Below are 15,085 nucleotides of genomic sequence, written 5' to 3' on the forward strand. Positions count from 1 at the left end.
TAGTTTAATTATCTGGCTGGGTAGTGGCGAGGACGTAGTTTTCCAATCGCCATGCCTGCTAGACCACAGGCTAAAGCGGCCATCACAAACACATTACGTGGCTGAGTTGCTTCCCAGAGCCAGCCGGCAACTAAACCACCCAGCGTTCCACCTAAGCCATAAGACACTGTCGCCATTAATGCTTGGCCTCGTGCCTGCAGTGGCCCAGTAAACCAGCGTTGTAGTAGCTTTGTGGCCGCACTATGATGGGCGCCAAAAGTGCCCGCATGCATTAGCTGAGCCAGAATTAATACCCAGGTTACCGGGAAGAAAGCAATCAATATGAATCTGAATACGCCAATACCAAAGGCGATTTGTAAAACGACTTCGGCATCCAAACGGCTTAGGACTTTGCTTTGGAAATAAAAGAAGATCACTTCAGCGCCAACACCTAGAGCCCAGAACAAACCGATCTGGAACTTGTCATAGCCTAGATCCGCTAAGTAAAGTGAATAGAACACATATAAAGCGGCATGCGCAAAGATCATAAAAAATCCAGAGAGCAGGAACCAGCGCACATCAGGATTAAATAAAACAATTAGGAGTTCGCCCTTGACCATCTTGCGACGCTCCATCTTCGGCTCATGAAGACGAAAGGTGTTTAATGCCAAGAAAATCAGAATCACCGCGCCCACTATGGGGTACAACTCAATACCTTTACGCTGAAATAACTCACCAGCAAATAGAACCATTGCGATAAAACCAATTGAGCCCCACAGACGCAAACGGCCATAGCGCTTATCAAATGAATTATCTTTAAATAATGCGTGAACCGTGGCCGACTCACCCAAGGGCATCAGGCTGCTGAGGATGGTGTGGAGTACAAACATCCAAATGAAGAATGCAATGTAGCTATGTAGAAAAAAGATGCATAAGAAAGTGACTGCGGCCAAGCAGGCGCAAAAGCGAATAATCCTAATACGATCGGATAGATAGTCAGACAACCACCCCCAAGAGAATGGGCCGACTATTCGTGTAATTTGCAGCATGGACATTAAGACTGCGATCTCAATGACACTAAAACCTCGATCGAGAAAGAAGAGGCTGGCGTAAGGAGAAACTAAGCCAACGTAAGCAAAATATAAAAAGAAAAAGGACCCGAAGGCCCAACGCACTGAAGGTGTCATTTTCTTTTTCTTAGCTGAATATTTTTATTAATCAGTTGCAGAGCCGGGACGTGCCGCTGGTATCGGCGGAACAGTATGTTTCACATCACCACATTGAGCGCGATGACGTAAAGCGTGATCGATTAATACCAAAGCTAGCATCGCTTCAGCAATCGGCGTTGCCCGAATGCCGACACAAGGATCATGACGGCCTTTGGTTTGCACAGTAATAGGCTTGCCATCCAAATCAATCGATTGTTTTGGACTCAGGATGCTAGAGGTAGGCTTGATTGCAATCGATACACGCAAATCTTGGCCGCTACTGATGCCACCTAAAGTGCCGCCACTATGGTTACTAGCAAAACCATCTGGATGAAGTTCATCACCATGCTCGCTACCGCGTTGTGCTACCGACTTAAAGCCAGCACCAATCTCTACACCCTTAACAGCATTGATACCCATCATGGCATGCGCAATATCAGCATCCAACTTATCAAATAAAGGCTCACCCAATCCAATAGGCACATTACGCGCCCGCACCTCAATCTTCGCCCCACAAGAATCCCCTGCCTTACGCAGTGAATCCATGTAAGCCTCTAACTCAGGAACGATATCGGTATTCGCGGCAAAGAAAGGATTGCTCTCAATCAGCGCCGCATCTTTAAATGGAATCTCAATCTCACCCAGCTGACTCATGTAGCCATAAAACTCAGTGCCATATTGTTCTTTCAACCACTTCTTCGCAATTGCTGCTGCAGCCACTACAGGCGCAGTCAATCTTGCTGAAGAGCGTCCACCGCCGCGAGGGTCTCGTAAACCATATTTGTAGTGATATGCGTAGTCCGCATGACCAGGTCTAAATGTTTGCAGGATGTTGCCGTAATCTTGGCTGCGTTGATCGGTATTTCGAATCAACAATCCAATTGGCGCGCCGGTAGTTTTGCCTTCATAAACGCCAGACAGAATTTCAACCTTGTCTGCCTCTTGACGTTGAGTCACATGACGCGAAGTTCCTGGTTTGCGACGATCCAAGTCAATCTGCAAATCAGCTTCAGATAAAGACATTCCCGGAGGGCAGCCATCAACAACAGCGCCGATTGCGGGACCATGGGATTCACCAAAAGTGGTGACAGTAAAGAGAAGGCCTAAAGTATTTCCTGACATATCGACATTATGTCATTTGTCAGGGCTATCAGGCTAGGCAGCTTAGGGGGATGCCTTTTCGGCCTCTTCTGGCCAGTCACGGATATAAGCCTTGAGCATAGTGTTCTCAAAGTCTTGGGCCTCAACTACCGATTTAGCTACGTCGTAGAAAGAAATCACGCCCATCAGCATCTTTTGATCAATAACCGGCAGATAACGGGCATGGTCAACCAACATCATGCGACGCACTTCATCAATCTCTGTTTCCATATTGCAGGTAAGCGGCTTGGCATTCATCACGCTTTGCACTTTGAGATCGTCCAATTTACCGTGATGTTTAGCCAATGCGGCAATGACTTCGCGGAATGTCAGGATGCCCACGAGCTTGTCGTATTCCATCACGACCAAAGAGCCGATGTCGTGTTCACTCATCACCAAGACGGCGGTTTGCAAAGCAGTATCTGGCGCCACTGTAAATAGCGTGCTGCCCTTAACGCGCAATATGTCACAAACTTTCATGTGGTCTCCAGCAATGAGTTCTCATTTAAACAATATATTCTTATGCCCCCAAGGAATCAAGGGTCTAGTGAGGGATTTCAGTAACGAATAACCCTAACCACCCCACTCCGAATACTAGGGAGGTTGGCAACCAGGACTGCGCCAGCCAAGGTAATCCACCATGTCAGGTAAATCCAAATGAGTGCCAATGGGAAGATGGCAAAGGCACCATAGACCGTTTTGTAAAAGGCTACATTCGTTAAAAACAGGCCAAAGCCGAATTTCATTAATTCAAAAGTCAGCGCTGCGAATAAAGCGCCACTGAGAGCATCACGCCATTGAATTTGAGCATACGGAAGAATTTTGTAGGCCACCGAGAAAACTGACATTGCCAGCAGCACCGGCACCACCGTTGCAATAAATCCCAAGCCAAAACTCAAGGCCTCCGTCCAACCTTCAGCAGCACTAAATAAAAGACCGCTCAAGTAGGTTCCGACACCCAGCAAGATAGGGCCCAATATGGTTGCTGCAGAGTAGATCGCGATCTTCTTCAAAATGGGTCTGCTCTGAGTGACGCGAAAGATCTGATTAAAAGCGCTCTCAATGACTGCCATTGTCATGATGGTCGTAATCACCAGCCCAAGCAAACCAATTAAGGTGAGGCCTTTAGCCTGCGCTGAAAATTGATCCAAGTAGTTAAAGACCTGCTGGTTTAGCCCGCCAGGCATATAGGTATCAAGCAACCAGGCCTGAAAGGCGTATTTAATCCTGACTACACTGGGTAGATAGCCAATCAGAATGGAAGCCACCGTTAACATCGGAACCAAGGAAAGTGTCGTTGTAAAGGCCAAACTAGCTGCAACCTGCTTCAGATTTTGGCCACGATTGCGCTCCCATATCTCTTTTCCAAGAGAGAGCCATAATTGAGGATTCTGAATGAAGCGCATCGCCCATATCATAAGAGATAAGAGAACAATATGAGCCAATCTGACATTTTAGTTTTGTACTACTCACGCTACGGAGCCACTCGAGACTTGGCACGCCTGATTGCCGAGGGTATTGAAAGTGTTCCGGGCGTTAACGCGAGACTTCGCACCGTCCCAGCCATCTCTACCGTTTGCGAATCTACTGAGGCTGCTGTTCCAGCTGATGGTGCTCCTTATGTTGAGTACTCCGATTTAAAAGAATGTATTGGCTTAGCGCTTGGATCCCCTACTCGCTTTGGCAATATGGCCGCCCCGATGAAATACTTTTGGGATGGCAGCTCTTCTGAGTGGATGAACGGCGCTCTCGTTGGTAAGCCTGCTTGCGTCTTTACCAGCACAGGTAGCCTTCATGGCGGACAAGAAAGTACCTTGCTCACCATGATGATTCCCCTGCTTCACCACGGGATGATGATCATGGGTATTCCGTATAGCGAGCCCGATCTGATGAGCACATCAACCGGCGGCAGTCCCTACGGCGTAACTCACCTTGCACATGCTGACGGCAGAGCACCCATTAGTGCCGAAGAGCAACGTTTAGCCATCGCTCAAGGCAAGCGCCTGGCACTGACAGCTCTCAAACTTATTTAAAGGCAATTCATGTTCAAAAGCTGGCTCTCCAAAAATCCATATCAGCTCATTGCTACCGCAGCTTTTGTTGACCTATTCATTCTCTGCATAGCCTGGGAATGGTTTATCTCCCCACTCAGACCTGGTGGCTCCTGGCTCATTCTGAAAGCCATCCCCCTGTTATTTGCCATTCCAGGGCTATGGAAAGGCAATGTCTACACTATGCAGTGGGCGTCGATGCTGATCTTGCTCTACATCACCGAGGGCTTGGTCCGGATTCTGGAAACGGGGGCTAATTTCTGGATGGCCGTCTTAGAAACCACCCTAGGAACGGTCGCCTTTGTTTGCCTACTGATCTACCTCAAACCCATCAAAGCACGTGCTAAAGCGGCAAAAAAAGAGCTGGCTGAGGCTGAAAAACAGGCTTAGAGGGCTAAAAATGGTCGATTTGACTGGTTTTTGTTAATTTCTTCAAAAATATTACTTATTCCTGTCATCTCAGCCACTTTTCCATGCGTTGTATGGTCATGGAGGTGGCAAATATGTCAACAAGACTCAAACGTTGGGCCCGTGCAATTCAACAGATCGACTTGTCCAAAAGGACACCTGAAGTCGCGATTGGCTATTTAGATAGCAAATACCGCGATATCGCCTGGCGTTATATCCGCATTTTGGGCTTTGAGCGCACTATCAGCTTTATGGCTAGTAATAACTTCCACCCGGAATAACTCTGCAGAGCCTTTAGCTTTCCAACCACCCCAGATGAGGTATTTATCTGGGGTTTTGTGTTTCTGGGGCCCTAAAAACCCAAAAGCCGAGCATTAGAAAAGCTAGGCCAGCGCATGAGCCTGAAAACAGAAATGCATAACTGGGGTTAAAGGATTCATAAAGCCATCCAAATATCAACGAGGCTGGGAGCAGCATCAATCCTGAGATGAGGTTAAACCAACCAAAGGCTGTACCAGCCATTCCCTTTGGAGCCAAGTCTGCCACCAGCGCCTTCTCAACACCTTCTGTCGCAGCCTTAAATAATCCATAGATTGCAAATAGCCCGCACAGCATCCACAAAGAAATGCCAGAAAAACTCATTGCGATATAGAAGAAGGCGAAAGCACTCCAAGCAATCAAAATGAAATTTTTACGACTAAATCGATCCGATAAGGATGAAAGTGGAGTTCCGAAAATAGTTGTTATCAGAGAGATGGCAGCCCAGAGCAATGGAATTTGCTCTTGGGGAACACCAAGCTCTCTGGCTCGCAATAAGAGAAACATGTCAGATGAGTTTGCTAGAGCAAAAATACCAGCAACCAAAATATAACGCTTAAATTGTGGAGGTAATCCTTGTAGAGACCAGGAGAATGGCTGGACTACAGCTTGCTCCCGCTGCGGCTCTTTAAGGCAAAGAGCTAAAGCCACCGCAATAACCCCAGGAATGATCGCCCACAGAAAGATATCTCTTAAGGGCACATGAATCGAAAGCAAAAATGCTGCCATTAAAGGTCCAAAGACAGCGCCCGCATTATCCATTGAACGATGCAGCCCAAATGTAATGCCACGTTGATTAGGTGCAACACTCTCCGCTAATAATGCATCTCGCGGGGAGCTTCTCAAGCCCTTACCAAGACGATCCGTAAATCGAATACATAAAACCCATGTCCAAGAATTTGCGATTGCAATTAAAGGCCTACCAATACCGGCCAAGAAATAACCGATCACAATCCAGGGCTTTGTCTTTTTAGTCCGATCAACAATGACGCCAGAAACTAACTTAAAGATGCTGGAGGTAGCTTCAGCAATCCCCTCTATCAAACCCAGCGCTTTTGGTCCAGCCATGAGTACGGTGGCAAGATATAAAGGCATTAAGGGATACAGCATCTCGCTGGCAGCGTCATTGACAAAACTAATTAGTCCAATGAGCCAGACTGCTCGAGGAAGAGAAAATAAAGTCTTGAACATATTGACTCAATTTAGCATCAAATTAAATATGCACTTGACTGTCACAATCGCTTGAAACTCGACCGAATAAAACGTAGCATCAAAGAGTAGGCGTAAGCCAATTACACAGATTTAATAATAAGCACCCTCTCCAAAGGAATACATCATGAGTCAAAAAAAATTAGTTAAGCAATTATTGAAAAAATTAGACAAGCTCGAAGCCGAAAGAGAGAAGTTGATCGATAAGTTAGCAAAAGCATTGGATAAGCTGGAGAAAAAAGCACCAGCAAAGAAAGCGCCAGCTAAAAAAGCTGCGGCGAAGAAGGTGCCCGCTAAAAAAGCTGTGGCCAAGAAAGCGCCAGCAAAGAAAGTGGTAGCCAAAAAAGCTCCCGCTAAAAAGGCGCCTGCAAAGAAGGTTGTGGCGAAAAAAGTAGCTCCTGCTAAAACCGCTTAATAGTCAATTTCCTAGCAAAGGCTGCCCGTGAGTAAATCCTTAATATCAGAACATACTTACGAGGCAGACTTACGACTTCTTCAAATTGAATTAGTCAAACTCCAGCGCCACATCATTCAAAAAGGTAAGCGCCTCTTAGTTATTTTTGAGGGACGCGATACTGCCGGCAAGGATGGAAGCATTAAAAGCATTACTGAAAATTTAAGCCCCCGAGATACCAAGGTTGTTGCTCTAGCAGCACCCTCCTCTGTTGAGGAGCATGAATGGTACTTTCAACGATACATTGCACAGCTACCCTCGGCCGGTGAAACCGTCCTCTTTAATCGAAGTTGGTATAACCGTGCCGGCGTTGAAAAAGTAATGGGATTTTGCACTGATGAGCAATACAAATTATTCATGGCAACAGTGAATGATTTTGAATCCTTGCTCGTAAGAGCTGATATTCAAATCGTCAAGTACTACCTAGATATATCTAAGGAAGAGCAAGCCAAAAGACTCAAAGATCGAGCAAAAGATCCGCTGAAGCAGTGGAAGATTAGCCCTATAGATCAGAAAGCTCAAAAGATGTGGGGCGCTTACTCAGATGCTCGAGACAAAATGCTCAAGCAAACTAGCTCATCAGATGCACCTTGGACCGTCATTAATGCAAACGATAAAAAGCTTGCGCACCTCAATTTGATTGCGGATTTGTTATCAAAATTTTCTTATCCAGAGAAAGACAAGAAAATTCTCAAGATTGATCCAAACATTGTTTTAACTTGGCCGGTGGGATCCAAAAAACTTCCCAAGCTGTTCAAGTGACCCAATCAAATAAAGAATAGCTCCGTTTCAGCAAGAAGCTCTTGCGGCAGTTCCTCAGGAATGTAGTGACCAGACGGAACACTTTTTCCAGAAACAGTCTTCGCCACCCTCTTCCAATCCTCAATGGGCGAGAAACATTTAGCAACTAAACCATGCTCGCCCCAGAGAACCCTCAGAGGCATCGCCAGCATTTTGCCGGCATCTCTATCGGCTCGATCATGAATTAAATCAATTGTGGCTGCAGCACGATAGTCCTCGCACATGGCATGCATGGACTCTGGATTGCTTGCACCCGCTAGATACTCCGCCCAAGATTGCGCATCAAAAATTCCGGTACCAGCATGTCTACCCATGTGATTTCTGAGCCAGAACTCGGGATTGGCACCAATAAGCGTTTCTGGAATTGGATGAGGCTGGATTAAGAAAAACCAATGCCAATAGCCTTTGGCAAATTCCATGCTCGTGTTCTCATACATCGTCAGTGTCGGAGAAATATCGAGCACCATCAAACGCTCCACGCTTTCAGGGAAATCTATCGCTAAGCGATGCGATACCCGACCGCCACGGTCATGGCCTAATACGGAAAACTTGTTATGCCCAAGTGATTGCATCACTGCATGCTGATCGGCAGCCATGGCTCTTTTTGAATAAGTCGAATGATCAGGTGCGCCTACTGGCTTTGATGAAGCACCATAACCCCGAAGATCCGTTACAACTACTGAAAATCGTTTTGCTAGTTCAGGTGCAATATGTCTCCATATAGCCTTAGTTTGAGGGAAGCCATGTAGCAATAGCAATGCAGGCCCAGAGCCGGCAGTCTGGCAAGCAATATCAATGGGGCCATCCGCCGAGGGCACAGTAATGATGGAATCTTTAAAACCTTCAATTACATACGACATGATCTGCTCCAATAAAAAGAGCCCCTTTCGAGGCCCTTTCATTCTATCAATCTATTGGCAATTACCTTGCAGCCATAGCTTGAATTTCAGCAACAGTCACATAGCCCTTACCCTGCGTATCAATCATGCTGAAATGATCATAGATCCGAGGCATACAACCCTTTGCCTCTTCGAGAGTGAGCTTGCCATCACGATTGGTATCGCATTTAGCAAAGCGCTCTTGAATTTCTTTATTACGTGAGGCGTCATCAGCATGTGCAGGAACTGCTGCAAACACAAACGCGGCTGCGCCAATCAGACCTAAGTATGTAGTGAGAGTTCGCATATTTATTTACTAGCAGTTGCTCTTGGATCAGCAGAAGTTTCCATAGCTACCTTAACTACCTTCTTAGCCATTGCAACAAAGGATTCAACTGAACCACCACCGGTACGGAATGATTCACCCTGAATAGTTACCAAGCCTTCACCAATTACTTCTTTGGTTTGACTGTCGGTAATCTTGCTCTCTACCAACATCGCTGGAGTTTTGGAATTTACGCCACCAGCATAAGCAGCCGCGTTCATTGCCAAACCAATCGGCGTGAAATTCCATGGCTGCAAGCTGTCTGTTGAACTTTCTGCACCGGTAATACCTACAGAGATACGAGCTACGCCAGGGCCTGGTTGATTTACGATCTTAATGTTTCCACGGCCGTTCACCGCATTCACCATTGAATCCTGTAATGCGATCTGCGCCTGACTAATCGCCTCTGGAGAAATCTCCTTAGTAGCGTTCTGATTTAAATAAATTGGATCCAAAATCACTGCGGTGTATGAGCCTGGATTAACGCCACCCTTACGATATCTCCAGATGCGAGTATCTGCTTCAGAAGTAGCCATAGGCACAAGCACGGAGTAATTTGGCAAGAAACCTGACTTTGGCATTGGCTGACTGGCCAATTTAGGAGTGTTACTACAAGCAGCCAATAAAGTAGCTACAGAAATAGCTGCAACTAAGGTTCCTAATTTATTCATTTTTTAGATCCAGTGAGTGATTTGATTGGCATTAGCCCTTGAGCTAGTTTTATCAGATCATACGCTCATTGCAGAGCGCAAATAAATCCAGCCTATGGGGCTGGGCAAGGCATCAAACTACCTGATTTTTGGTGAAGCTGTGGCTTGCACTCAACTGGTGCAGTAGCTGCTTTTGGGCTTGGCGTAACGGCAGCTGAAGATGATTGCGTCGCTGCAGCTGGAGTTGCCTTAGGCGTACTCACGTTTAAGGCGGGAATGGATTTATAAAATTGCTTATCAGTCCCAGGGCAAGGCATTAAAGCGCCAGTCTTAGCATTCATGATTGGCTTGCATTCAGGGTCTGCCTGAAGTCTTGCCTCGAGCTTATCAACGGTACAGGCGCTTAACAGAGCGAGTACAAAAAAGAGAGTAGCAATGCGAATAGGGATGATGATTTTCATGGAAATCATTCTAGGCTAAACAGCACTACATGAATAGTGGCAATATATGGAATCGATTCAATATGACAACAACACAGGAGATCAAGATGAGTAAAGAAGCATTTGAAAAAGGCCTGAAAACTCGCCGAGAGGTACTAGGATCCGAGTACGTGGATAACTCCATCAAGAATGCGGGCGAATTTAATATGCCCATGCAAGAGTTGGTTACTGAGTTTGCTTGGAATGCAATCTGGAATAGACCCGGCTTAGATCGCCGCTCCAGGAGCATGATTAACTTGGCGATGCTGACGGCACTCAACCGCCCTCATGAACTCAAGTTGCACCTAAAAGGCGCGATTAATAATGGTCTTACGAAAGACGAGATTCGTGAAATCCTAATGCAGACGGCAATCTACTGTGGCGTACCGGCTGCGATTGATAGCTTTAGATGCGCCAAGGAAGTCTTTGCGGAAATGGGAATTTAAAGCGGGGAGCTTGTGGGCTGGGTAGAACAGGAGAGTTTGGCCTGCCCAGCACGATTCGAACGTGCGACCTACGCCTTAGAAGGGCGTTGCGGACCCAAAGGGTCATAGGGAAAAGCCAAGATAAAACAATGAGTTGGGAGGAAGCGCCACATTCTTAGAAACCTTTTGGTCAAATTTTGGTCAACGAGGTCAATTGTGGCATCCATACAGAAACGTGGCGACACCTTTAGAGTGCGCATCATACGCAAGGGTTACTCCACCCTATCGCAAACCTTTAAAACCCGTCTTGAAGCCATTAAGTGGGCAAGAAAGATCGAGACAGACATCGATCAAGGGGTTATAAAACCCAACAAGACGCTGACCAACCGCATGCTAGATCAGGATTTAACCTTTGGCGAAGCGGCAGCGCACTACATCAAGAATCACTCTATTCATAAGCGCAACTGCAAAACAGAGAGCGGCACGATTAGAACGCTGATTGGGCACTGGGGCAGTGAAAACATCCAAAGTATCGATAAAACCAAAGTCTTTGCCCTACGAGATGACCTACTTTCCAGGGGGCGGTCTGGCGACACCGTAAACCACTACTACAACGCCATCTCCAAGATTTATCAAATGCTACAAACGGAATGGTCAATCGCTGTTGATAACCCGATAAAGGGGGTTAAGAGGCTACCAGCAAACCCGAGCAGAACAAAACGCATCAATGGGGCAGCAGAAACTGCCCTACTTTCTGCATGCGAACAATCCAAATCAAAACTACTAAAGCCTATTGTGGAATTTGCCCTAGAAACTGGGATGCGCAGAGGTGAGCTTATGGGCTTAAGGTGGTTGGATATCGACCTACCAAGCCGAAGGGCCTTTTTACACATTACGAAAAACGGTGACCCTAGACAAGTGCCTCTTACCCTAAAGGCAGTTCAAATACTAAATGGGGTAATGCATGAGGACCCCGAATATGTTTTTCCATTGAAGCTGGATGCGCTGCGTAGATATTTTGAAAAAGCTGTCAAAACCGCAAAAGCTAACTGGGCATTAAATGGGGTTAATCCGTTTGAAGACTGCCGCTACCATGATCTGCGTCACGAAGCGCTGAGCCGCCTCTCGGATGCTGGATTGAATGTTATCGAACTTAGCCATATCAGCGGACATAAGACACTTAGTCAGTTGGCACGCTACACACACCCGAGCCATCAGGCAATTTTTGCCAAGCTAGACAAGATAAACACATAGCTCTGTTGCCGAAAAACACCAACCTTCTCCATAACGTGTTGTGGAGAAGGAACTCTTGAATATTCAATGCTGAACGGTTAAGATCAAATCAGCGCCAAACTGAATTCGCAACTCAGACACCGGAAGCTCTGTTAAGTCCCTATCGTCATGACGTAAAACTGACGCCCCCAACAGACTCCAATAATTCACCAGGTGATTTACCAAAAACGGATCAGCGTCCGTTGCCTAAAACGTCTGCAAACAAATTCCACCAATTAACTATCCTAATTAAGGAAAGAATCATGCACGTTTACTGCGTCTATAAATCCGTCTCGCCTTTGGGGTCACCCAGAGTACTAGTATTGGCAATTAATGCACTTCAATCTTTCTCGCTGTACGACCGATACAGCTTTATATGGGGTGCAAACACTAAGATTCAAAAAATACCAAAACATCAATGGTTCGAGAATCGCGAAGCTGCAGCGTCAATGCTACTGAGGGTCGCACGCTTAATTCAACTTGTTGATGCAACCGGACTAGAACCCCTGACAGTGGTTGAAGCGCCAGTCCAGCACAACAAAATTCGAAAACTTGAAACGACTAGTGATCACATAACTTGGTGGGAAACCAAAAACGGGTCACCCATCGTTTTCGTAGAGCCAAATCATGGGCGCCCAGAAATTGAAGTCGAAATTCAAACAAGAGAGCTAGCGGGATTCACACTAAACGACGGTATTGGGATTTACGGAGGCTGCGCTAATGGCTTGTCTGTAATTATCGGTAGCAATAACTCAGGCGAACTCCTGGAACTTCGTCAACAGATTGGCGCCTTAACAGCAATCAAATCCCAAGACGATATAACGATCGAAGAAATGACATTCCTAGAAGTTTTGTGTCAAACAAGGCAACTGGAGGGCAACAAAAATGCAATCCATATTTAAATCAAATCTAGAGTCAAAAAAATCTTATGCAGTCTTTAATAATATTAAAACTGTTAAGGCCCATACTCTAGAAAAAAGCACGTCCGACCTTCTTTCATACCTAAGCACTCCGGTAGTATCTGAAACAAAAGATGTAAATCTATTCGGGCCCTATCGGTTTGGTAACGAAAAGACTCGGGCAAATCGAAATATCGAGGCGGTTTCAGCACTCGTATTTGACATTGATGATGCTCAAGGGAAGTCATTTGAAGAAATTATTGATTTAGTTAAGGCCTTTTCGGGCGTGATACACACAACATGGTCACACACTGCCACCGAACCAAGATATCGAGTTTGCTTGGCACTAACTGATGAAGTTGAGGCAGATAACTACTCTGCAGTTAGAGAAAATTTTCTTGAATTCAACTCAGGATTACGCGAAATCATTGACCCAGCATGCTCGGATATCTCTAGGGCGTATTACGTATTTAGCTATCCACCAAAAAATGCAGTATTTGCAAAATGTTGTGCGCTACTAGGCTCGCCGATAAACCCCAGACACTACAGAACGCCAACCTATACAAACTATAAGGAACTGCAGCCTCATGCACAACCCAGAGTTTTATCGGCCCTCCTAGGAGGCGGCTTTACAGAAGGATCAAGAAATACAAATTTGGCGGCACTTGTGGGTGGATGTATTGGTAGAGGCGAAACAAGACAGGAAACGCTTAAAACAGCAATCGAATGGAATCAGACTCTTGAGCCACCACTCCCCTATGCAGAAGTTATGCGTACTCATGACAGCATCTGGAAAACACACTTGCAAAATCACCCGGAGGTGATTAACAAACAAACCAAACCAAAAACACTCTATAAGTTAATACCTGCAGGAACCTTATTAAGCACTCAACCCCCGGCTCGTGAATGGGTAATACAGGATTTCTTGCCTTCAAAGATAGTAAGTGCCGTAATAGCTGCCGGCGGAACGGGAAAGTCATTTCTAGCTATGCATATAGCGATAAGCGTTGCATCAGGAACAAGTCTTTTGGGGAGGTTTACTGTCAAAGCACCAGCAAGGGTGGTTTTCATTAGCGGTGAGGATGACGCAACGGAACTACAAAGGCGTCTACATAAAGCGGCAAAGGGGCTTTCAGCTCAGGCACGAATAAATATTAATGAAAATCTCCATTTCATAGATTTAGCCGATTCGGTAGAGCTATTTACCGAAAAAAATATAAAGGGCGAAGTATCTGAAACAGAAGTGCCAAGTAGACTCTGCGAACAAATACAGAGCATTATTGGAGATCAAATTGGTCTAGTAATTATTGATCCAATAGCCCGCTTTAGAGGTGGCGAAGAGAACCTGGCAGTAGATACCACGAGGTTCGTGCAATCCCTGCAAACAATTAGAGATCGACTTAATACATGCGTTTTAACCCTTCATCACGTAAATAAAATTGCCGGGCAGGCTGGTAGCCAAAACAATTCTCGTGGATCGAGCGCATTTATTGATGGCGTTCGACTTGTATATCAACTGAACTCTTTAAATGAGGCTAGCTCAAAAAACTACGGTGACCCCAAAACACTTCCCCCGCTTCTATCCTTACAGTCAGTTAAGTCAAACTATGGCAAACCAATTGACCCTATTCTATTAGCTAGGCGTGATGACGGCTCCCTTGAGTTATTTGACGTAATAGCAAAAGACCATCAACAATCCGATCTACTTAAGGAGATCGAGCTCTGCGCATTATCAAAGACGCAATTTAAAGAGATTTATGGTGGGGTTAAAAAGAAGTTCGGCCTAGCGGAGAAAGCACTACTGGAAAAGCTCGAACTGCTAAACCGGGAGGGCTTCATCACAATACCCAATCGTGGCGTGATGACCGTAACCGAGAGCGGCAAGAAACTAGCAAACTCATAAAGGCAGCAGGCAAATGAACGGGCAACAAATTGGGCGAAGAAGCTTACCCCACCTAGCAACTAAGTTATACGGGCAGGTACAAGCGTGCCTGTTGCCCGTTCTAAGTGATTGATTTTATTGGGTCTCATCCGAGCAGGCGCCTATATATATAAGCACCCATTGGGGGTGCATTTATGAATTGAGAATCTCGACTATGACTAATATGAATATAGAAAAAACCACTACAACTGCACGGCTCCAACAACGTTCAAAAAAATGTCAAATCAGGAATCCCGAACCCTTCTTGGTGACGGCAGGAGGTAAGATTAAATGCCGTAGATGTGTTGGCGTCAGCTCGCGAACAAAAAAACAGTGTGGTCATGTCGCACTAAAGACGAGCAAGGTATCACGCTGCAAATTCCATTCAGGTTGTGCTACTGGACCACGAACAAAAGAAGGAATTGAGGCAATTCGCAAGGCCAATACAACATTTGGGAACTTCACAAAAGAAGCGATAGCTGAAAGAAGAAAGAAGTTTGCGGAACTAAATGAACTGGCAGTTACCCTAGGAATTAATTTTAGAAGAAAATCAAAACCACTTTAATCAGCAGGATATGACCGCCCCCCCATTGACTCATAGCGGTCTTTGGTGGAGTCTACCCCCGCCTTAATTTCACCCACCAGCACATAAGTGGCGACTATTAACC

General features: G+C 45.8%; 19 protein-coding genes. 10 read left to right on the forward strand and 9 right to left on the reverse strand.

The features are described 5' to 3' along the window. Positions 1–8: 8 nt before the first annotated feature. The 4 genes from ICN30_RS00785 to ICN30_RS00800 form a co-directional block, all read right to left on the reverse strand. On the reverse strand, positions 9–1,166 hold the full coding sequence (locus tag ICN30_RS00785) for an MFS transporter (protein WP_216272613.1): 1,158 nt from the start codon (positions 1,164–1,166) through the stop codon (positions 9–11). A 27-nt stretch (positions 1,167–1,193) separates the two neighbouring features. Continuing rightward, complete coding sequence (gene aroC / locus ICN30_RS00790) at positions 1,194–2,309, reverse strand: chorismate synthase (RefSeq protein WP_216272614.1); 1,116 nt, start codon at positions 2,307–2,309, stop codon at positions 1,194–1,196. Positions 2,310–2,351: 42 nt separating this feature from the next. Further along, on the reverse strand, positions 2,352–2,807 hold the full coding sequence (locus tag ICN30_RS00795; protein ID WP_216272615.1) for a CBS domain-containing protein: 456 nt from the start codon (positions 2,805–2,807) through the stop codon (positions 2,352–2,354). 77 nt (positions 2,808–2,884) lie between these two features. Further along, the gene (locus tag ICN30_RS00800) at positions 2,885–3,733 is read right to left on the reverse strand and encodes a YihY family inner membrane protein (RefSeq protein WP_216272616.1); all 849 of its coding nucleotides are present in this window, start codon (positions 3,731–3,733) and stop codon (positions 2,885–2,887) included. A 30-nt stretch (positions 3,734–3,763) separates the two neighbouring features. Here ICN30_RS00800 and wrbA point away from each other — a divergent pair, with 30 nt between their 5' ends. From wrbA to ICN30_RS00815, 3 genes are all read left to right on the forward strand, one after another. Continuing rightward, entirely contained in the window at positions 3,764–4,360 is a 597-nt protein-coding gene (gene wrbA, locus ICN30_RS00805; protein ID WP_216272617.1) for an NAD(P)H:quinone oxidoreductase, read from the forward strand. Positions 4,361–4,369: 9 nt separating this feature from the next. Continuing rightward, on the forward strand, positions 4,370–4,768 hold the full coding sequence (locus tag ICN30_RS00810; RefSeq protein ID WP_216272618.1) for a DUF2069 domain-containing protein: 399 nt from the start codon (positions 4,370–4,372) through the stop codon (positions 4,766–4,768). Between the two features lie 113 nt (positions 4,769–4,881). Beyond that, positions 4,882–5,067 carry a hypothetical protein gene (locus tag ICN30_RS00815; RefSeq protein WP_015420997.1) on the forward strand — a complete coding sequence of 62 codons (186 nt, stop codon included), beginning with the start codon at positions 4,882–4,884 and terminating at the stop codon, positions 5,065–5,067. 43 nt (positions 5,068–5,110) lie between these two features. Here ICN30_RS00815 and ICN30_RS00820 read toward each other — a convergent pair whose 3' ends face one another. Further along, complete coding sequence (locus ICN30_RS00820; RefSeq protein ID WP_216272619.1) at positions 5,111–6,295, reverse strand: MFS transporter; 1,185 nt, start codon at positions 6,293–6,295, stop codon at positions 5,111–5,113. 145 nt (positions 6,296–6,440) lie between these two features. Here ICN30_RS00820 and ICN30_RS00825 point away from each other — a divergent pair, with 145 nt between their 5' ends. Together ICN30_RS00825 and ppk2 are read left to right on the forward strand one after the other, a co-directional pair. After that, positions 6,441–6,728 (forward strand): serine/threonine protein kinase, encoded by a 288-nt coding sequence (locus tag ICN30_RS00825; protein ID WP_216272620.1) that lies wholly within the window; start codon positions 6,441–6,443, stop codon positions 6,726–6,728. Between the two features lie 27 nt (positions 6,729–6,755). Next, on the forward strand, positions 6,756–7,529 hold the full coding sequence (gene ppk2 / locus ICN30_RS00830) for a polyphosphate kinase 2 (protein ID WP_370626567.1): 774 nt from the start codon (positions 6,756–6,758) through the stop codon (positions 7,527–7,529). Positions 7,530–7,534: 5 nt separating this feature from the next. Here the strand turns inward: ppk2 and ICN30_RS00835 are convergent, their stop codons facing one another. The 4 genes from ICN30_RS00835 to ICN30_RS00850 all read right to left on the reverse strand — a co-directional run bounded on the left by ICN30_RS00835 (position 7,535) and on the right by ICN30_RS00850 (position 9,882). Beyond that, complete coding sequence (locus tag ICN30_RS00835; protein ID WP_216272621.1) at positions 7,535–8,428, reverse strand: alpha/beta fold hydrolase; 894 nt, start codon at positions 8,426–8,428, stop codon at positions 7,535–7,537. A gap of 61 nt (positions 8,429–8,489) precedes the next feature. After that, positions 8,490–8,753: a hypothetical protein gene (locus tag ICN30_RS00840; protein ID WP_216272622.1), complete on the reverse strand. Its 264-nt coding sequence runs from the start codon at positions 8,751–8,753 to the stop codon at positions 8,490–8,492. A 2-nt stretch (positions 8,754–8,755) separates the two neighbouring features. Next, positions 8,756–9,442 carry a DUF3313 domain-containing protein gene (locus ICN30_RS00845; RefSeq protein ID WP_216272623.1) on the reverse strand — a complete coding sequence of 229 codons (687 nt, stop codon included), beginning with the start codon at positions 9,440–9,442 and terminating at the stop codon, positions 8,756–8,758. 92 nt (positions 9,443–9,534) lie between these two features. Continuing rightward, entirely contained in the window at positions 9,535–9,882 is a 348-nt protein-coding gene (locus ICN30_RS00850) for a hypothetical protein (protein WP_216272624.1), read from the reverse strand. Between the two features lie 86 nt (positions 9,883–9,968). Between ICN30_RS00850 and ICN30_RS00855 the strand changes: the two genes are divergently transcribed. The 5 genes from ICN30_RS00855 (at position 9,969) to ICN30_RS00875 (ending at position 14,982) form a co-directional block, all read left to right on the forward strand. Then, complete coding sequence (locus ICN30_RS00855; RefSeq protein ID WP_216272792.1) at positions 9,969–10,346, forward strand: carboxymuconolactone decarboxylase family protein; 378 nt, start codon at positions 9,969–9,971, stop codon at positions 10,344–10,346. Positions 10,347–10,541: 195 nt separating this feature from the next. After that, on the forward strand, positions 10,542–11,579 hold the full coding sequence (locus ICN30_RS11725; RefSeq protein WP_216272625.1) for a site-specific integrase: 1,038 nt from the start codon (positions 10,542–10,544) through the stop codon (positions 11,577–11,579). Between the two features lie 281 nt (positions 11,580–11,860). Next, entirely contained in the window at positions 11,861–12,499 is a 639-nt protein-coding gene (locus ICN30_RS00865; protein WP_216272626.1) for a hypothetical protein, read from the forward strand. Next, the gene (locus tag ICN30_RS00870; RefSeq protein WP_216272627.1) at positions 12,483–14,399 is read left to right on the forward strand and encodes an AAA family ATPase; all 1,917 of its coding nucleotides are present in this window, start codon (positions 12,483–12,485) and stop codon (positions 14,397–14,399) included. The genes ICN30_RS00865 and ICN30_RS00870 overlap by 17 nt, the downstream gene beginning before the upstream one ends. A 193-nt stretch (positions 14,400–14,592) precedes the next feature. After that, on the forward strand, positions 14,593–14,982 hold the full coding sequence (locus ICN30_RS00875; RefSeq protein ID WP_216272628.1) for a hypothetical protein: 390 nt from the start codon (positions 14,593–14,595) through the stop codon (positions 14,980–14,982). Positions 14,983–15,085: the final 103 nt, after the last annotated feature.

This window comes from Polynucleobacter sp. 31A-FELB (assembly GCF_018882405.1).
GTDB lineage: Bacteria > Pseudomonadota > Gammaproteobacteria > Burkholderiales > Burkholderiaceae > Polynucleobacter.